Genomic DNA, 17,958 nt, shown 5'->3' on the forward strand with positions numbered 1-17,958 from the left:
CTTATGCGGCGGTGCCGGCGACCAGCCGCCGCGACATCGCCAGCCAGCTCGGCGCCGGCTTCGCCGAACTGATCGCCGCCTCGCCCTCGGCGCGGCTGCTGCCGCCGCAATCCCGCGCCGCCAATGCCGACGAATTCGCGCTGCCGACGATCTTCGCCTTCACGCTCCACCGCGGCGACGAAGCGCTGTCGCTGGCCCAGTGCCGTGCCCTGCACCAGACGCTCGCCCATGGCACCGAGGGCCGCGCGCCCTGCCTGCTCGGCCAACCGGTCGGCTGGGGCGGCAACAGCGACGATCAGATCGCGGCGCTGCGGCTGTGCATCGGCGCCGGCCACATCGTCAGCGCCCATGCCGACCCCGGCGCGTCGGACCGCATCCTCGCCAACGCCGCGACCGCGCTGGCGACGCTCGAAACGCTGCTGCGGCAGCCGTCCCTGTTTCCCGACACCAATGCCGCCAAGGAGCGCCATGTCCACTGAGACCTCCCAGCAGCTCGCCGCCGACCGGATCGGCTTCGCCCGCCTGACCAAGCGCGCCTTCGACGGCGAGAACCTTTATCCGCTGTGGCAGGCGCTGATGGCCAAGGTCGACGCCGGCACCGCGACCGCTGGCGAACAGCTCGACCTCGCGCTGATCACGCAACTGTTCGGCCACAAGCAGGCCGGCCTATCGATCCAGACCGAGACGCTGAAGCAGCAGCAGCTGTTCCGCTCGCCCTGCGCCAGCGAGCAGCCACGGCTGCGGGTGCTGGCGCTCGCCGCCGATATCGACATGGGCGGCAACACCCCAATCGAATTTCTGCTGCAAGAGTCCGGAATCGAGCTGCTGACGCTGTACGTAGTCGACGGCGTGCCGCTGCCCGATCCGCTGCCGGCGCACGACATCGCGATCGTGATCGCCTCCGACTCCGACGAATGCCGCGCCGCGCTCGCTGCGATCGAGGCCCGCGCCGCCGAATGGCCGGCGCTGCTGCTGAATCCGCCGCAACTGATCCGGCATCTCGACCGCGACAAACTGTACCGGCTGATCGGCGACGTCGAGGGGCTGGCGATCCCGGCCACGGTTCCGGTCGGGCGCGACGCGCTGATGGCCGCCGCCAATGGCTCGGCGGCGCTGCCCGAGGTCACCGGCGGCCTCGACTTCCCGATCATCGTCCGGCCGCGCGGCTCGCACGCCGGCTTCGGCCTCGCCCGGATCGCCGACAGCGTCGCGCTGCTCGATTATCTGCGCGACCGCCAGGAGAGCGATTACTTCATCGCTCGCTACGTCGACTACGCCAGCGAGGACGGCCAGTTCCGCAAATATCGCGTGGTCGTCGTCGACGGCAAGCCCTATGCTTGCCACATGGCGATCGCCGACCGCTGGGACATCTGGTACCTCAACGCGGGCATGGCCGAGGACGAGGTCAAGCGGCTGGAGGAAGCGGCGTTCTTCCACACCTTCGATTTCGGCTTCGCACTGCGCCACAAGACCGCGCTCGAAGGCATGATCGAGCGGATCGGGCTCGATTACTTCACCATCGACTGCGCCCAGATGCCGAGCGGCGATCTCTTGGTGTTCGAGATCGACAACACCTCGGTGGTGCACGACATGGACAGCCCCGCGCTCTATCCCTACAAGCCGCCGCAGATGCACAGGATCTTCGACGCCTTCGCGTCGATGCTGGAACGCCGCGTCGGATCGCGTCTGACGAGCGTGGCGTGAGCGACGCGGGGCGCGCCGGCGCGAATGCCGGCGCAACCAGCCTCGATCCCGACGATTGGGACGCGTTGCGCGCCGATGCGCATCGCATGCTCGACGACATGCTCGACTACCTCGCCGGGGTGCGCGACCGCCCGGTGTGGCAGCCGATCCCGCCGAAGGTGCGCGCCGGCTTCGCCGAGCCGCTGCCGCGCCAGGGCACGCCGCTGCCGGACGTCTATCGCCGCTTCACCGAAGAGATCGCGCCCTACGCCACCGGCAACGTCCATCCCGGCTTCATGGGCTGGGTGCACGGCGGGGGCACCGCGGTCGGCATGCTGGCCGAGATGCTGGCGGCCGGGCTCAACGCCAATTGCGGCGGCCGCGATCACATCGGCATCGAGGTCGAACGCCAGATCGTGCGCTGGCTGCGCGAACTGTTCGGCTTTCCGCAAACCGCCAGCGGCGTGTTCGTCACCGGCTCGTCGATGGCCAACTTCATGGCGCTGCTGGTGGCGCGCACCGCAGCCGTTGGCCCCCAAGTGCGCGAGGGCGGGCTGCCGGGCGAACGGCTCACCGCTTACGCCTCCGCAGCCGCCCACGGCTGCGTGGTGCAGGCCGCCGATCTCGCCGGCCTCGGCCGCGGCACACTGCGGCGGATTCCGTTCGATCACGATCACCGCATCGATCTGGCGGCACTGAAGCGACGGATCGCGGAGGATCGCGCCGCCGGGTGCCAGCCGTTCCTGGTGACCGGCTCGGCCGGCACCGTCGATGTCGGCGCGATCGACGATCTCGCGGCGCTCGCCGCGCTGTGCCGCGACGAAGGGCTGTGGTTTCACGTCGACGGCGCTTACGGCTCGCTCGGCATGCTGTCCGACGAGATCGCGCCGAAGCTGAAGGGTCTGTCGGAAGCGGATTCGATCGCGCTCGACTTTCACAAATGGGGCCAGGTCAATTACGACGCCGGATTCCTGATCGTGCGCGACGGCGAGCAGCACCGCGACACGTTCGCGGCGCCGGCCGCTTACTTACGCCGCGAGACCCGCGGCCTCGCCGGCGGCTCGCCGTGGCCGTGCGACTACGGCCCCGATCTGTCGCGCGGCTTCCGCGCCCTGAAGACCTGGTTCACGCTGAAGACCTTCGGCGCCGACCGCATGGGCGCGATGATCGCCCACACCTGCAAGGTGGCGCGGCATCTGCAAGCGCGCGTCGCGCGCGAGCCACAACTCGAGCTGCTGGCGCCGGTGACGCTGAACATTGTCTGCTTCCGCTATCGCGCCGCGCCGGATGTGGTCGACGGACTCAACGCCGAGATCGTCGCCGACCTGCACGAGTCGGGCATCGCCGCGCCGTCCTCGACCACAATCGACGGCGCCTTGGCGATCCGCGCCGCCATCGTCAACCACCGCACGACGTTTGCGGATGTAGACCGGATGGTGGATGCGGTGCTGCAATTCGGCAAGAAGCGGGCCGGGTAGTCAGCTTTCCGCGGGTGCAGCGGCACGGAGCACACCCTCTCGTTCGTCATTCCGGGGCGCCGCGCAGCGGCGAGCCCGGAATCCATACTCACTGCGTGGACGGTGAGCCACTGCGCCTGCCGCGCGGTGCCTTACGGCGAGTCCAGGGATTATAGATTCCGGACTTGCGCGCGTCGCGCGCAATCCGGAATGACGATGGAGAGGCACGCGGACTGTTGATCAGCTCGTCTTCATCTTCGCGCGCCAAATCATCGCACCTCCCCGTCATACGCGTGACAAACACGCGGCGGCATTTTCCGATCGACCCATTCCGGAGACACCGATGCCCCGCAAGCCCGCGCCCAAGCCCGTCAAGAAGGTCGTCCGCAAAGCCAAAAAGCGCACTGCTCGCACCGCCGGTGGCGGCCTGACGATGAAGCAGCGCATCGCCGCCGAAATGCTCGACAGTTTCGACGAGGAACTGGAACTTGAAATCGACGACGATCGCATCGATGCGATGACCAACGAATTCGCCGGCCACTCGCCGGCCGAGACGCTGGACCGCCGCCTGTATTTCAAGGAACTGTTCCGCCTGCAAGGCGAGCTGGTCAAGCTGCAAAGCTGGGTGCAGCATCAGGGCCTCAAGGTGGTGGTGATCTTCGAGGGTCGCGACTCCGCCGGCAAAGGCGGCGTCATCAAGCGCATCACCCAGCGGCTCAATCCGCGGATCTGCCGGGTCGCGGCGCTGCCGGCGCCGAGCGTGCGCGAGCGCAGCCAATGGTACTTCCAGCGCTACGTGTCGCATCTGCCGGCCGCGGGCGAGATCGTGCTGTTCGACCGGAGCTGGTACAACCGCGCCGGCGTCGAGCGGGTGATGGGGTTCTGCACCGAGGCCGAGGTCGAAGAGTTCTTTCGCTCGGTGCCGGAGTTCGAGCAGATGCTGGCGCGGTCCGGCATCGTGCTGATCAAATACTGGTTCTCGATCACGGACGACGAACAGCAGTTGCGCTTCATGATGCGCATCAACGATCCCCTCAAGCAGTGGAAGCTGAGCCCGATGGACGTGCAGTCGCGGGCGCGCTGGGAGGCCTACACCAAGGCCAAGGAAGAGATGCTGGAGCGTACCAGCATCGACGAAGCGCCGTGGCACGTCGTCCAGGCTGTCGACAAAAAGAAGGCGCGGCTCAACTGCATCGCGCACCTGCTCGATCAAATTCCCTACGAGGAAGTGCCCTACAGCCCGGTGGTACTGCCGCCGCGGATCCATCACCCCGACTATCACCGCACGCCAATTCCGGCGGAGATGTACGTGCCGGAGCGGTATTGAGCTGTCTGTCGTCATTCCGGTGCGCCGCACAGCGGCGAGCCCGGACTCCGTCATCACCGCGCGGGCGGTGAGGCGCGGCGCCTGACGCGCGTTGCTCTCCGGCGAGTCCGGCGAGTATGGATTCCGGACTTGCGCGCGTGGCGCGCAACCCGGAATGACGAGGGAGAGGCAGAGTTGAGATTCCGGGTTCCCTCACTGCGTGAGCGCCCCGGAATGACGATGGGGAGGTTGTTAGTTCGCCGCCCAGAATGCCGGCTTGGCGGGCTCTAGCCTTCCGCCGATCCGGACCGGGGCGATCTTGATGGCGAGGCCGGTGCTGTCATCCGTTTCGACCGCAACGCCGCTGAGCGTCGGATCGCCGTTGGCCGGCTCGAACCGGCCCTGCGGAATGCCGGTGAGGAAGCGGTGCACCGGCTCGTCCTTGTGCATGCCGATCACCGAATCGTAGTCGCCGGTCATGCCGGCGTCGGTCATGTAGCCGGTGCCGTTCGGCAGGATCTGATGATCGGCGGTCGGAACATGCGTATGGGTGCCGACCACCAGACTGACACGGCCGTCGCAGAAATGGCCCATGCCCTGCTTCTCGCTCGACGCCTCGCCGTGGAAATCGACCACGATGGCGTCCGCCGCGTCGCGCAGCGGACAGGCTTCCAGTTCGCGTCCGATCGCCGCGAACGGATCGTTCAGCGGCTCCATGAACACCCGGCCCATCGCGTTGATCACCAGCACCCGGGCGCCCTTGCGGGTCTCGACCAGCGCGGCGCCGCGACCGGGGGTGTGGCGCGGAAAGTTGATTGGGCGGACCAGACGCGGCGCGCGCTCGATGAACACCAGCGCCTCCTTCTGATTCCAGGCGTGGTTGCCGAGCGTCACCGCGTCGGCGCCGGCGTCGATGAAATCGTTGTAGATCGCCTCGGTGATACCAAAACCGCCGGCGGCATTCTCGCCATTGACGATGGTGCAATCGAGATCCCAGTCGCGGATCAGGCCCGGCAGATGCTCGGCGATTGCGGTGCGGCCGGATTTTCCGACCACGTCGCCGATGAACAGAATGCGCAAACTATCGTCTCCGGAAAGTGAGCAGGCCCTGCTCCGTTAGCACATAATCCAGCGCCACGTCGTGAGCGGCGGCCGGAACGGCGGGGATTTGCTGCATCGCAAACGCAAGGCCGATCGCAATCACCGGCCGTTGCGCGCGCAAATTCTCCAGCGTGCAGTCGTAGTGCCCGGCGCCGTAGCCGATGCGATGGCCGCTGGCGTCGAACGCGGCGAGCGGCACCAGCACGATGTCGGGCCTCACCTCCGGCGCGTCAGGCGACGGCTCACGGATGCCGAGCGTGCTCCGCGGCAGCGGATCGTTCTCCTGCCAGAGGCGGAACAGCAGCGGAGCGCCCTGCCGCGTCACCACCGGCAACGCCAGCCGGGCGCCTCGGGCGGCGAACGCACGCATCAGCGGAAACGGATCGAGCTCGCCCCGGATCGGCGCATAGCCGGCGACCACCGTGCCCTCGTGCAGCGGCACCGGCAGCCCGCGCGCGGCGATCGCCATCGCGGCGGCGTTGCGATCGGAATCGCTCAAGCTGGCCCGTCGAGCCAGAGCAGCGGTCCGCAGCGGGGTCTTGGCATCGCCGGAAGCGGCAGAATCGGAAAAATCGGGCATCGGCGGGTTATAGGCGGCCGGCACGGACCAATGAAACTCGGGCGACCGTCAGGCTGAGAAGCGCCGTGAGGAGAAAGTGAAGTGCGAGGCCGCGGTGACCGTTGAAGCACTCGATCCCGGAGTTCCCTACGAAAGTAGGTGGGCACCATATGATCGGGTCCACGGACCCGGCCAGGGACAGTTCCCGAAAGGATCGATAAGGCCCCGGGGATATATGGCTCCTGACGCGTCCCGCAGCTTCGCCCAGCCAATGTAGCGATCATACCGCCGGTCCGCCAGCCCGCTCTGGGGGAATTCGCGGACCCGACGAACCACCTGACGTGGACAACCGTTTCGGCTATCAAGTGTTGTCCCATGATCGCCACGAAGCTCGGCGACTCACAGCGAGGACGCTCAACCCGGATCGCCATGGCCTCGAAGTCCAGCACCATCATCGCCCGCAGAGCCCGCACCCGGGCCGAAGCCGATTTCGCGACCTGGCTGATGATGGCCAAGCTCGGCAGCTTCGAAACCCTGCCCGAGAACGCCCAGAAGGTGCTGAACGGCTACCGTGAGCGGCTCGACCGGATGAGCGAGATCGAATCCAAGGCGGTCGCGGTGCGCGAGACCTATCAGGCCTATTACAGCGACATGGGCGGCACCGGCGAAGCCCCGGAGCCCGAACCGCGCGCCCCGCCGCTGGCCGATCGCGGCGACGCCGTGGTCGACAACGTGGTGCGGTTCAAAAAGCCGCAGAAGCCGCAGAAGCCGAAGGTGATTCGCGTCGCCGATCGCGGCGCGCGTCCCGTCCCGACCGGCGGCGCCCGCCTCCCGGTGCCGGCGCTGCTGATCTTCATCGCGCTGTGCGCGATCGTTGTGGCGTGGAAATTTTTGACCAAGTAACGCCGCCGGCGACCACTCAGCGGATCGCATCGATTCCCTTGCGCTCGATCAGATTGAGCAACGCCAGCGCGGCGCCGGTCGGCTGCTTGGCACCGCGCTCGAGCTGCGACACGTAACCGACAGTCAGATTCAGGTAGCGCGCGAACACCGCCTGACTGAGCCGCGCCCGTTCGCGCATCGCCTTGATCTGCGCGCCGCTGATCGGCCGCAACGCCGGCAGGTCGGCCTCTCCGAGGTGTCGGACGGTGATCTTGTCGTGGCTGGCTTTGTCCATCAGCCCCGACCTGCGCATGTCCCCGGCGGTTGCGAGCAGCGCCTTGGTGAGCGGACTAATTTTCTTCATCGCCATCGCCGATCTCCACAATAATGCCGTCTGCAAGCGCCTTGTCGAGCGCCGACGGATCGGCATCGAGCCAGATCTGTGCGATCTCCTGGGCCGTTGCCAGTTCGTCATCGTCGATATTGCCCCGCGCGCTCTTGGCAAAACCGAACAGGAACACGGCCCGCGCCGTGCGCCGCCACGCGATCAAAACGCGATGGCCGCCCGACCGGCCCCTCACCCGCACGCGCGATCCTCTGCTTGATCACGCCGGATCCGAGATCGGCGTCGATCAGCCCCCGCTCGGCGCGCTGCACCGCATCCAGCAGGCGCGGATCGGAAATCCGTTCCCGGCGAGCAAAGCGGGCGAAAGCCTTGGTCTTGAAGACGCGCACGTCTATCGCCCCACGAACTATAGTTCATGGAGCGATAATTAACAACGGGGACTGCACCTTGCAACTCGGAGAGGTCAATCCCGCGGCCGGACCAATTCGCGATACTTGCGCAGGCGGACCACGCGCGGACCGCGGCGGAAGAGACTGGCGATCCGGCCGAGCAGCCGGGTGCCGACGATCGCCGCATAGGCGAACAGCGCCGTGAGGAACAAAACGCGGACCGCGATCTGGAACCAATTCAGCTCTTCGCCCGTCATCTGCCGACACCTTTGCAATCCAGGTCAAAGGCAGGCCGACTGAAACGTTCCTAGTCGGGCCGAGCGCGGGAGACAGCAACGTGGACGACAGCGTAAGCGACGACAGCGGGCGCGATCAGGCGCCGAACCAGGACAAGACCGCGGCGGCGCCGCGCAAATCCTCCAACCAGCGAGTTCCGCTGGTCGACAATCTGATCGACATGGTGGTGGACGGCGCGGTCGAAATCACCAAGGTCGCGGCCAAGCGCGCGGTGCGCCGGCTGGTGGCGGGCCCGGTCAAGAGGACGGTGACGAAGGCCGCGGCGCGGGCCGGCCTCGCCGAGTTCACCAAGCCTCAAGCCAAACCGGCACCGGGCAAGGGCAGGACCGCCGCAAAGGCAGGCCCGGCGTCGGGTGCGAAGAAGGCTGCAAAGACGGCGGCGAAGTCGGCGGCCAGCAAGACCACCGCTTCAAAGGCCAAGGCTTCAAAGGCCAAGACCTCAAAAGCCAAGACTTCAAAAGCCAAGTCTTCCAAGGCTACGGCTGCAAAGTCCAAAGCTGCGAAGCCAAAGACGCCGACGAAAAAGACGGCGAAGGCTAAGAGCGCGACGCCAAAAACGACGAAGTCCGCGGCGACGAAATCAAAAGCGAAGACCGCAAAAACGAAGAAGCGGTGAGAGGCCGGCGCCGCAAGCTCAGCGTCATTGCGAGCGAAGCGAAGCCATCCAGCGTGCCGCACTGAGCTGGATGGTTTCGTCGCTTCGCTCCTCGCAATGACGGAGTTGTCGCCGACCTGCCCAGCCTTCTGAGCACGGGCGCGGTTCGCTCACATGCCGCGTTCGATCGGCTGTTCGACGGCGCCGCCGGCTTCAGCCCAATCCTTAAAGGCGCCGAGGTTGAACACCTTTTCGTAGCCGAGATCCTTCAGCACCTTGCCGGCCAGCGCCGAGCGGCCGCCGGAGGCGCAGTACACGATCACCGGACGATCCTTGGCGAGATGCTTGTCGTGGAAAGGCGAATCCGGGTCGGCACGGAATTCCAGCATGCCGCGCGAGATGTTGACGGCGCCGGCGACCTTGCCGGTGTTGCCGACTTCCGGCGCGTCGCGGACGTCGACCACGAGCGCGCCCTGCTCGATCATTTGGCGCGCGTCGTCGACGCTCACCCGCGGCACCGCGGCGTTGGCCGCTTCCATCATCTGCTTCAACGTCGTCATTCAACTCTCCCTTGGTGATGGCTCAGCGGATCAGCCAGCGCGGCGTCACTGCCGCATAGTCGATCCAGGCATTGCCGAAACGAATCGCCAGATGCCGCTCCTCGCGGCGGATCGCCAACCGGTCGACCAGCACCGCCGACAGCAGCGCCAGCGGCACGAACCAGCCGTTGCCGGCGGCGAGCCCGATGCCGATCAGCAGCAGCGTGTTGGCGAGGTAGATCGGGTTGCGGCTGAAGCGGAACGGGCCCCAAGTCACCAGCCGGTCGGCAGCGCGGTGCGGTAGAATGTTGGTGCGGGCAGCCCGCATGGTCAGGATTGCCCAGCTGTCGATCGCGAAGCCGAGCACGGCGACCACATACCCGGTCCAAACCACGATTTCGGCGCGCGGCAAGGGCAACGGCAGCACCATACCGAGACCGATCGCGATCACGGCCGCGATCACCAGCAGCATCGGCGGCCACGGCAGTCTGTTCGGGCGGGCGCCCTCGGAACCGGTCATTGCAACTCGTCGGCGGACATTCGATCAACCGAATATATCGGTGGTCATGCCGATATACCAGCCGGCCGCCTCGCGCGCCTGTTTGGCGCGAAGCTGCGGGCTTTCGTCGAGCTGCGAGGTATAGGGATCGGACATCACGATCTTGCCGTCCTGGGGGGCGTAACGCGCGCCGTTCTTGATGGCGTCGTCGGGGGCGATGTCGCTCCAGCAATGGTTGGTGAAACGCACCGGCATCCGGCGGTCGTCGATCAGATCGGCGCGGATGATCATCGCGGCGATCTTGCCCTCGTTGTTGGCGGAAAAGCCGGACTTCGGAAACTCGCCGCCGGCGGAATCGCCGATCACATGAATCGACGGATCGATCCGCGACGCCATGGTGCCGGCGTCGACCGGGCAGAACCCGCTCGAATCGGCAAGACCGGCGTCGCGGGCGAGCTTTCCGGCGATCTGCGGCGGGATGACGTTGACCATCGTCGCCTTGTGGGTCTCGAAATCGGTGGTGACGGTCATCGCCTTGGGATCGACCGCCTTGATGCCGCCGTGGATGGTCGGGTCCTGCCACTCGATCATGCCGGGGTAGTGCCGCCCCCAGCCGTCGATGAACAGCGTCTGCATCGCGAAGTGATCCTTGGCGTCGAGGATCACGATGCGGGCGTTCTTCACGCCGCGGCTCTTCAGCGCGTAAGCCATCATCGAGGCGCGCTCGTAGGGCGCCGGCGGGCAGCGATACGGATTGGGCGGCGCGATGATGACGATCAGCGCGCCGTCGCCGAGCGCATCGAGTTGGCGTTTCAACAGTTCGAACTGCGCGCCGCCGCGATAGCCGTGCGGCATCCGCTCGGCGGCGGCTTCGGAATAGCCGGGGACCGCGTCCCAGCGAAAATCGATGCCCGGCGACAGCACCAGCCGGTCGTAGCCGAGACGCGCGCCGCCTGCGGTGCGCACTTCTTTGTGGTCGCGATCGATCGCCGAGACCTGATCGAACACCAGCCCAACGCCGTGAGCGGCGACGCCCTCATAGCCGAAGGTCAGGCTCTCGAACGGCTTCAGCCCGCCGAGATAGAGGTTGGAGGTGAACGGCGTGACGTAGTGGCGATTGGCCTCGACCAAGGTCACCTCGATCGCATCACTGCCGTGGCGCAGATATTTCGCCGCGGTGGCACCGCCGGCGCCGCCGCCGATCACCACCACCCGCGGCTTGGCCTTGGCGATCGCCGGACAGGCGAATAGCGCCGTCGCCGCCGCGGCGGTGCGGATCACGCCGCGGCGGCTGATCAGATTCGGCTTGGACACTCAGTCGCTCCGCTGGTTCAGGCGCGGGCCGACGCAGCAGTAGCGCCGGCCCGCAGTGACGTCAGGTGAAGATGTCGGCGGTGATGCCGGCATACCATCCCATGTTTTCTTCCGAGGTCTGCAGCCGAAGCCCGGAATCCTCGCCGGTCTTCGACACGAACCCTTCGATCTCGGCGATCTTGCCGTCCTTCGGCTCGTAGCGACCGCCGACCTTCACCGTATCGTCCTGCGCCAGCACCGACCAGCAGGTGTTGGCATAACGCGCCGGGAAGGTGCGCGATCCCGTCAGCTCGCCGCGCACCGCGTTGGCCACCACCTTGGCCTGACTGTTGGCGGCGAATGCCGATTTCGGCATCGCACCGGCGATCGAGGCGTCGCCGAGCACGTAGATGTTGGGATCGATCGCCGACTTCATGTTGACGGCGTCGATCGGGCAATAACCGCTCTCGTTGACGAGGCCGGCTTCGCGCGCGATCTTCCCCGCCATCTGCGCCGGAATGACATTGACCATGTCGGCCTTGATGGTTTCGAAATCGGTGGTGACGGTCATCGCCTTCGGATCGACGCCCTTGATGCCGCCGTGCATCTTCGGGTCCATCCATTCGACCATGCCCGGATAGTGCTTCTGCCAGCCCTCCTGGAACAACGCCATCTTGGAGAACTTCTCCTTGGGATCGAGCACGATGATCTTGGACTTGGTGTGGCCCTTGGCCTTCAGCACCTTGGCCATCACCGAAATGCGCTCGTAGGGGCCGGGCGGGCAGCGATACGGATTCGGCGGCGCCACCATCACGATGGTCGCGCCGTCCTGCAGCGCGTCGAGTTGCTGCTTGACCAGCTTGGTCTGCGCGCCGGGCTTCCAGCCGTGCGGCATGATCTCCGCGGCTTCTTCCGAATAGCCGGGCACCGAGTCGAACTTGATATCGATGCCGGGCGCCATCACCAGCCGGTCGTAAGGCACCACAGAGCCGTCGGCGAGCGTGACCCGCTTCTTGTCGCGATCGATCGCCGCCGCGAACTGGCGGACGTGCTTCACGCCGTAGCCGCCGAGCTTGTAGCCATGGCTGATCGACTCGAACGGGCGCATGTCGCCGAGATACAGATTCGAGTGGAAGCAGGTGACGAAGGTCTCCAGCGGCTCGATCATCGTCACCTCGACCGCACCTTGCGAATCCCGCGCGACGTATTTGGCCACGGTGGCGCCGCCCGGCCCGCCGCCGATCACCACCACGCGCGGTTTGGCCTGGGCGCGCACCACGCCAGGCATCGCGACCGCACCGGCCGCAGCGAACAAGCCAGCCGAAAACTGGCGTCGATTGATCCTCATATCGTCCCCTCCAATTGTGTTGATCGACTACCGGATGTCTCCACTCCGGTCCGCGGTGCGCTCGATTTGTTGTTTTTCGATGCTGCCGAAGTAGCTCGCGAGCGCGGCGATCTCCTCGTCATTGAACTTGGCGGCGATCGCCCGCATCACCGGATTGTCGCGGACCTTGTCGCGATAGTCGGTGAGCGCGGCGATCAGCTCGTTCTCTTCGCGGCCGACGATCGACGGGATGCCGTCGAACCTGCCGCTGATCTGATGGCAGGTGACACACTCGCTCGACAGATACTCGCCGAGCTCGCGGTCGCCGGCGAGCGCCGGCGTCGCGAGCGTGCAAGCGAGCAGCAGCGCGGCCGCGGTTCGCGAAGCGCGCCACTCAGCAAGGATCTGCGCAGCCGGCGACAGGGCGCAATTCGGACGGTGCAAATATCGGCCGGGCACGGCCATCGTCATCCTCCCGAGACACAGACAGTCGTATGCGGCGTGCCGGCTTAGTTGCCGGTCTGTTTCGCCGAAAGCGCCGGCTCGATCGCCGGCGTCAATTCCACTTTAGCGTCCATTTGAGCTTCGGCCTTCGCATCCAGCAGCGTATGCGTCGCCAGCGCGCCGAGCCACATCGACGCCAGCGCCAACCACGCGGTCACCGCGAAGATCGAGCCGCCGGTGACACCCGCGCCGACCGCGCAGCCGCCCGCCAGCATCCCGCCGAACCCCATCAGGAACGCACCCGATGCGTAGCGCCCCATGCTGAGCCCGCCGTGGAACCCTTGCAACTTCCAATCGCGGCCGATCAGCGCCGCCAGCAGCGAGCCGGCGAACACGCCCGGAACCAGCCCGATGTCGAAGCCGAGCGGCACCGAGGGCGAGTTGATCAGTCCCATCAGCGTGTCGGCCGAGGGCCCGGTGAAGCTGACGCTCTTGATCTGGGTCGGCTCGAACGAATGCTGCGCCAGAATGTAGGTCACCAGCCAGCCGGCGGTGACCGCGAGGCCGACGCCGATCGCCGCGATGCCGGTGACGATGCCGATCCGGTTGCGCCAGCCGAGCCACAGCGCCCAGACCAGCACCGCGAGGCCGAACGAGGCGCCGATCACCGGGCCGGCGTGCAGGACGCTGAGCAGATTGCGCGACGCGCCGCCCGGCAGCGTCCACAGCGAGGTGAAGAACTCGCGCACCGGCGACAGCACGCCACGCAGCGACGCCTGCGCCACGATGGTGAGGATCAGCCCGGTGACCAGCGCGCGCAAATTCCCGGTGCCGGACAGCACCAGCAGCCGGCTGGCGCAGCCGCGCGACAGGATCATACCGGCACCGAACATCAGCCCGCCGATGATCGCGCCCGATAGGCTGCCGGTCGCGGCGAGTTGGCGCGCTTCGGAGACATCAAGCACGCCGGAGGTGATCGCGATCTGCGTCGCGGCGACCGCGGCCGAGAACGTCAGCAGCCACACCGCGAGCTTGGGACCGAACGAGCTTTCGGAAAACTCGATCACTGCCGAGCGCAGGCAGAATTTGCTGCGTTCGGCGGTGACGCCGAACACCAGCCCGACCAGCAAACCGCCGACGGTCAGCATGGTGGTTTCGCCGAAGCGCTCGATGAGAAGGTCGAGATCCAAAACAGGCGTTCCTCGTCTTGGCTGTACGCGTCGAGCCGCAATATACACGTCGGCATAAACGTCGGCTCGTCGTCGATCTTCCAACAGCGGCAGCGAAACGACAGATTGTCCTCCGCACGCGCCGATCCACATTGATCTGGCGCAACCGAACTAATCAATTATCATTTTGCTCGTGTAATTACTTGGCGCGCGCAGCACAAATGCCGCGGCGCGCGCCGAGACCAGATCAGTCCACTTTCGGGCCGGCTTTTTCGTCGGGCGTGACGTCCACCGAGATCGCCCGCCCCGTCACCTTCGGTGCCGGTCTGCAGTCCTTCATGCACGGATTGTTGTTCCAGAACGCCTTCTCGGCCGTCTCGCGATCGTCTTCGTAGAAGCCGCTCGCGTTCGGCATTTTCACTTTTGCGAGATTGCTCTGGTTCAGCTCGAAATCCTGATCCTTGATAACGTCGTTCATGTTGAGCAGGTACGCCGTCAGCGCATAGATCTCGTCGTTGCTCAGCGAGCGCGCATTGCCGAACGGCATCGCGTGGCGAACGTAGTCGTAGATCGTCGTCGCATCCGGCCAGTACGAGCCGATGGTCTTGTCGGGCCGGTCGGCCTTCAGTGTGCCTTGGCCGCCGGACAACACCGGATAGCGGCCGACGCCTTCGCCGAACTCGCCGTGGCAGGTCGAGCATTTCTCCTGGAACAGCGCATCGCCTTCCTTGGCGGTGCCGTGGCCGGGCGGCAGCCCCTGCCCGTCGGGACGCACATCGATGTCCCAGGCGGCGATTTCTTCCGGCAGCGCAACGCGGCCGAGACCGAGCTTGGCCGGCGCCTGCGGCCACGCCGGCACCGCCGCTTGGCCGTCCTTGACGGCGGCGCTTGCGCTCGCCTTGGCGAGTTTGTGGCCGGGTTTGTGCTCGGCCATCGCCTGCGCCAGCGGCAACGCCAGCACCAGGGCCGCAGCGAGCCCGGCGAGCGCCTTAAGCGATTTCGACATTTTCAGTCACTCCGTCGGAATGCACGAGCCAGGTCTGGATGCCGTTGTTGTGGTAGACCGAATTGACACCGCGGATCTTGCGCAGCTCGGCCTTGGTCGGCTGCACGTAGCCGGTCTCGTCGATCGCGCGCGATTGCAGCATCAGCTCTTCGCCGTTCCAGTCGAAATCGACGTAGAACCGCACGATCGATTTGTTCAGCACCGGGCCGTCGATCCGCGCTTCGTACCAATTGCGGCCGCCGTCCATCGACACGTCGACGCGCTTGACGGTGCCACGTCCGGACCAGGCGATGCCGGTGAGCACGTTGCGGCCCTTGAACTTCAGCGGTGCCTGCGGCGACGGCGAGGTGATCACGCTCTTGGCGTCCATCACGAAGGTATGCTTGCGGGCGCGGCCGTCCGGCATCAGGTCGGTGTACTTCGAAGTCTCTTCGCGGGTCTGCCACGGCATGTCGCCGAGCTCGATCCGGCGCAGCCATTTCACCCAGAGATTGCCTTGCCAGCCGGGGATCACCGCGCGCAGCGGGTAGCCGTTCTCCGGGCGCAGCGCTTCGCCGTTCATCGCGTAGGCGATCATCACGTCGTCGAGCGCTTTCTCCAGCGGCAGCGAGCGATCCATCCCGGCAGAGTCGGCGCCTTCGAGCAGCAGCCATTTGGCGCTGGGCTTGACGCCGGCCTGTTCCAGCAGCGTCTTCAGCGTGACGCCGGTGTACATGACGTTGTGGATCATGCCGTGGGTGAACTGACAGCCGTTGAGCTGCGCGCCGCGCCACTCCATGCCGGAATTCGCCGCGCATTCCAGGAAGTAGATCTTGTTGACCCGCGGCATCCGCTTGATGTCGTCCATGGTGAACACCAAGGGCTTCTCGACCAGGCCGTGGATCATCAGCCGGTGCTGCGCCGGATCGATCTCGGCGACGCCGCCGTGGTGACGCTCGAAGCACACGCCGGACGGGGTGATGATGCCGTCGAGCGCGTGCAGCGGCGTGAAGTTCACCGAGGATTCCGGCGACGCGGTGAGCCACGACACGTCGCGGCGGATCACGTCCTTCTCGAATTTCGACGGCATGCCGTAGGGCCGCTTGTCGACGCCGTCGCCGAGATAGCGATTCCAGTCCTGGATCTCGGTGATCGCCGGATCGGGCTTGGCCGCCTCGCCGGCCTTGGCCGCAAGCGACGGCAGCATCGCCCCGGCGCCGGCGAGCCCGGCTGCACTCAGCCCGGCCGCGCCGAGAAACCGGCGGCGGTTGAGGACGTCGGATGTGGGCTTCTGACTCATGCCGCTAGCCTCTTTCTCATTGCGATACGTGAATGTATGGGGCGCGCCGATGCGCGGCTCCGGCGCGCATCACGCACCGGAGACCTTCACCGCGCTGTTCGGCTCGATCTTCACCGGACCGGCGCCGGCGACGTGCTTCTGCAGCACCTCCCAGATCGGCGGTCCCTCGGTGCCCTGATTGACGCTGGCCCAGCCGGACACCGTGTACTTCTTCGACGCCTCGATCGGCTTGCCGGTCGCCAGATGCGTCATGTCGGAGATGCGCGAGCCGATTTCCTTGCTGACGTCGATTGCGTAGCCCATGCCGCCGGTGCGCACCATGTCGCCGCCGCCCTGATAATAGGGATCGGGATGGAAGATGTTGTCGGCGATGTCTTCGAGCACGTTCTTGAGCTGCTCGCCGGTCATCTCGGTGCGGTAGCAGTTCGGATAGGTGATGGCGGTGGCGTTGGTGATCGCCTCCCAGGTGATATTGTCTTCCGGCAGCAGCGTGCCGCCCCAGCGGAAGCCCGGCGACAGCGCGATCTCGGTGTCGCGCTGCTTCAGCATCGCGTCGCAGATCAGATCGTCGAAGGTGCCGTTGAAATTGCCGCGGCGATACAGCAGCGAGTCGGTCTTGCCGACGACTCGGGCGAGATCCTTGGCGTAGGGCGCGCGCAGCTTCTCGACCAGCTTTGCCATCTCCGGGTCCGGCGCGATCGCGTCCGCGAACACCGGCATCAGCTTGAAGCGCAGGTCCGCGACCTTGCCGCCGTCGACCTTGATATCGAGACGCGAGACGAATTTGCCGTGCGAGCCCGACGCCACCAGCACGGTGTCGCCGACCTTGATCACGCCCGGCATGGCATCGTGGGTGTGGCCGGTGAGGATCACGTCGATGCCCTTGACGCGGCCGGCCAGCTTGCGGTCGACGTCGAAGCCGTTGTGCGACAGCAGCACCACGACCGCGGCGCCCTCGGCGCGCGCTTCCTCGACCTGCTTCTGGATGTCTTCTTCGCGAATGCCGAACTCCCAGTCCGGGAACATCCAGCGCGGATTGGCGACGGCGGTGCGCGGCAGCGCCTGGCCGATCACCGCGATCTTGACGCCGCCGCGCTCGAACATCTTGCGCGCCTCGAACACCGGCTCCTGCCATTCGATGTCGCGGACGTTCTGCGCCAGGAATGCGAACGGCGCGTTCTTGGCGATTTCCTTGACGCGCTCGGCGCCGTAGGTGAACTCCCAGTGCCCGGTCATCGCGTCGACCTTGAGCCCGGCGAGCGCGTCGATCATGTCCTGGCCGTTGCTCTTCAGCGAGCTCCAGCTGCCCTGCAGCGCGTCGCCGCCGTCGAGCAGCAGCACCTTGTCGGCGCCGCGCTCGGCGCGGATCGCGTTGACCAGGGTGGCGATCCGGTCGAAGCCGCCCATCTTGCCGTAGTTGCGGGCGAGCGCGGTGAAATCGTCGGCGGTCAGCGCGAACGCATCCGGCGAGCCGGTGGCGATATGGAAGTAGTTGCGGAATTCCGCGTCGGTGAGATGCGGCGGCTTGCCCTTGACCTCGCCGACACCGAGATTGACCGACGGCTCGCGGAAATGCAGCGGCACGAGCTGAGCGTGGGTATCGGTGATGTGCAGCAGCGTCACCGTGCCGAGCGGATCGAATTTCAGGATGTCGGCCTGCGTCAGCCGCTGCTGCGCCGCCACCTGCCCGATCGGCCCCAGGCCGCCCGCGATCGTCAGCGCCGATGCGGCGGCCGTCGCCTGCAGGAATTCCCGCCTCGAGATCATCGTTTCATCCCTTGCTACGC

At 66.3% G+C, this 17,958-nt stretch carries 20 protein-coding genes, 1 other RNA gene and 1 pseudogene; 6 read left to right on the plus strand and 16 right to left on the minus strand.

Annotation, left to right across the window (positions count from 1 at the left end):
• The 4 genes and pseudogenes from DNX69_RS26665 to ppk2 all read left to right on the plus strand — a co-directional run.
• Positions 1–479, plus strand: a pseudogene (locus tag DNX69_RS26665) (hypothetical protein); the annotation flags it as partial.
• Positions 469–1,704 (plus strand): ATP-grasp domain-containing protein, encoded by a 1,236-nt coding sequence (locus DNX69_RS12745; protein WP_110786367.1) that lies wholly within the window; start codon positions 469–471, stop codon positions 1,702–1,704. The pseudogene DNX69_RS26665 and the gene DNX69_RS12745, both read left to right, overlap by 11 nt.
• Positions 1,701–3,161, plus strand: a complete 1,461-nt coding sequence (locus DNX69_RS12750) for a pyridoxal phosphate-dependent decarboxylase family protein (protein WP_110786368.1) — start codon at positions 1,701–1,703, stop codon at positions 3,159–3,161. The genes DNX69_RS12745 and DNX69_RS12750 overlap by 4 nt, the downstream gene beginning before the upstream one ends.
• A 412-nt stretch (positions 3,162–3,573) precedes the next feature.
• Positions 3,574–4,467 (plus strand): polyphosphate kinase 2, encoded by an 894-nt coding sequence (gene ppk2, locus DNX69_RS12755; protein WP_110787601.1) that lies wholly within the window; start codon positions 3,574–3,576, stop codon positions 4,465–4,467.
• A 231-nt stretch (positions 4,468–4,698) separates the two neighbouring features.
• Here ppk2 and DNX69_RS12760 read toward each other — a convergent pair whose 3' ends face one another.
• The 3 genes from DNX69_RS12760 to ssrS form a co-directional block, all read right to left on the minus strand.
• Complete coding sequence (locus tag DNX69_RS12760; protein ID WP_110786369.1) at positions 4,699–5,526, minus strand: TIGR00282 family metallophosphoesterase; 828 nt, start codon at positions 5,524–5,526, stop codon at positions 4,699–4,701.
• Position 5,527: 1 nt separating this feature from the next.
• Positions 5,528–6,127, minus strand: a complete 600-nt coding sequence (locus tag DNX69_RS12765; protein ID WP_110787602.1) for a 5-formyltetrahydrofolate cyclo-ligase — start codon at positions 6,125–6,127, stop codon at positions 5,528–5,530.
• An 82-nt stretch (positions 6,128–6,209) separates the two neighbouring features.
• Positions 6,210–6,370, minus strand: a non-coding RNA gene (gene ssrS / locus DNX69_RS12770) — 6S RNA.
• A gap of 165 nt (positions 6,371–6,535) precedes the next feature.
• Between ssrS and DNX69_RS12775 the strand changes: the two genes are divergently transcribed.
• Entirely contained in the window at positions 6,536–7,009 is a 474-nt protein-coding gene (locus DNX69_RS12775; protein ID WP_165825254.1) for a hypothetical protein, read from the plus strand.
• Positions 7,010–7,025: 16 nt separating this feature from the next.
• Here the strand turns inward: DNX69_RS12775 and DNX69_RS12780 are convergent, their stop codons facing one another.
• From DNX69_RS12780 to DNX69_RS12790, 4 genes are all read right to left on the minus strand, one after another.
• A complete protein-coding gene (locus tag DNX69_RS12780; RefSeq protein ID WP_110786371.1) occupies positions 7,026–7,358 on the minus strand; it encodes a helix-turn-helix domain-containing protein in 333 nt (110 codons plus the stop codon).
• On the minus strand, positions 7,339–7,509 hold the full coding sequence (locus DNX69_RS26855; RefSeq protein WP_349626968.1) for a type II toxin-antitoxin system RelE/ParE family toxin: 171 nt from the start codon (positions 7,507–7,509) through the stop codon (positions 7,339–7,341). Before DNX69_RS26855 ends, DNX69_RS12780 begins: the two co-directional genes overlap by 20 nt.
• Positions 7,460–7,723 carry a type II toxin-antitoxin system RelE/ParE family toxin gene (locus DNX69_RS12785; RefSeq protein WP_349626969.1) on the minus strand — a complete coding sequence of 88 codons (264 nt, stop codon included), beginning with the start codon at positions 7,721–7,723 and terminating at the stop codon, positions 7,460–7,462. The genes DNX69_RS26855 and DNX69_RS12785 overlap by 50 nt, the downstream gene beginning before the upstream one ends.
• Before the next feature lie 74 nt (positions 7,724–7,797).
• Positions 7,798–7,980 (minus strand): cadmium ABC transporter ATPase, encoded by a 183-nt coding sequence (locus DNX69_RS12790; RefSeq protein WP_110786372.1) that lies wholly within the window; start codon positions 7,978–7,980, stop codon positions 7,798–7,800.
• Between the two features lie 80 nt (positions 7,981–8,060).
• Here DNX69_RS12790 and DNX69_RS12795 point away from each other — a divergent pair, with 80 nt between their 5' ends.
• The gene (locus DNX69_RS12795) at positions 8,061–8,636 is read left to right on the plus strand and encodes a recombinase RecQ (protein WP_110786373.1); all 576 of its coding nucleotides are present in this window, start codon (positions 8,061–8,063) and stop codon (positions 8,634–8,636) included.
• 149 nt (positions 8,637–8,785) lie between these two features.
• Here the strand turns inward: DNX69_RS12795 and DNX69_RS12800 are convergent, their stop codons facing one another.
• From DNX69_RS12800 to soxB, 9 genes are all read right to left on the minus strand, one after another.
• Positions 8,786–9,175, minus strand: a complete 390-nt coding sequence (locus DNX69_RS12800; RefSeq protein WP_110786374.1) for a rhodanese-like domain-containing protein — start codon at positions 9,173–9,175, stop codon at positions 8,786–8,788.
• A 22-nt stretch (positions 9,176–9,197) separates the two neighbouring features.
• Positions 9,198–9,674, minus strand: coding sequence for a methyltransferase family protein (locus tag DNX69_RS12805; RefSeq protein WP_110786375.1), 477 nt, complete (start codon positions 9,672–9,674; stop codon positions 9,198–9,200).
• 24 nt (positions 9,675–9,698) lie between these two features.
• Positions 9,699–10,967, minus strand: coding sequence for an NAD(P)/FAD-dependent oxidoreductase (locus DNX69_RS12810; RefSeq protein WP_110786376.1), 1,269 nt, complete (start codon positions 10,965–10,967; stop codon positions 9,699–9,701).
• A 61-nt stretch (positions 10,968–11,028) separates the two neighbouring features.
• The gene (locus DNX69_RS12815; protein ID WP_110786377.1) at positions 11,029–12,294 is read right to left on the minus strand and encodes an NAD(P)/FAD-dependent oxidoreductase; all 1,266 of its coding nucleotides are present in this window, start codon (positions 12,292–12,294) and stop codon (positions 11,029–11,031) included.
• Positions 12,295–12,321: 27 nt separating this feature from the next.
• Positions 12,322–12,738 (minus strand): c-type cytochrome, encoded by a 417-nt coding sequence (locus tag DNX69_RS12820; protein ID WP_110787603.1) that lies wholly within the window; start codon positions 12,736–12,738, stop codon positions 12,322–12,324.
• A gap of 44 nt (positions 12,739–12,782) precedes the next feature.
• Positions 12,783–13,907 carry a YeeE/YedE family protein gene (locus tag DNX69_RS12825; RefSeq protein WP_110786378.1) on the minus strand — a complete coding sequence of 375 codons (1,125 nt, stop codon included), beginning with the start codon at positions 13,905–13,907 and terminating at the stop codon, positions 12,783–12,785.
• A gap of 226 nt (positions 13,908–14,133) precedes the next feature.
• The gene (locus DNX69_RS12830; protein WP_110786379.1) at positions 14,134–14,892 is read right to left on the minus strand and encodes a c-type cytochrome; all 759 of its coding nucleotides are present in this window, start codon (positions 14,890–14,892) and stop codon (positions 14,134–14,136) included.
• A complete protein-coding gene (gene soxC / locus DNX69_RS12835; RefSeq protein ID WP_110786380.1) occupies positions 14,876–16,171 on the minus strand; it encodes a sulfite dehydrogenase in 1,296 nt (431 codons plus the stop codon). The genes DNX69_RS12830 and soxC overlap by 17 nt, the downstream gene beginning before the upstream one ends.
• Before the next feature lie 69 nt (positions 16,172–16,240).
• Positions 16,241–17,938: a thiosulfohydrolase SoxB gene (gene soxB, locus DNX69_RS12840; RefSeq protein WP_110786381.1), complete on the minus strand. Its 1,698-nt coding sequence runs from the start codon at positions 17,936–17,938 to the stop codon at positions 16,241–16,243.
• Positions 17,939–17,958: the final 20 nt, after the last annotated feature.

The sequence above is a fragment of the Rhodopseudomonas palustris genome (assembly GCF_003226555.1).
Lineage (GTDB): Bacteria > Pseudomonadota > Alphaproteobacteria > Rhizobiales > Xanthobacteraceae > Rhodopseudomonas > Rhodopseudomonas palustris_I.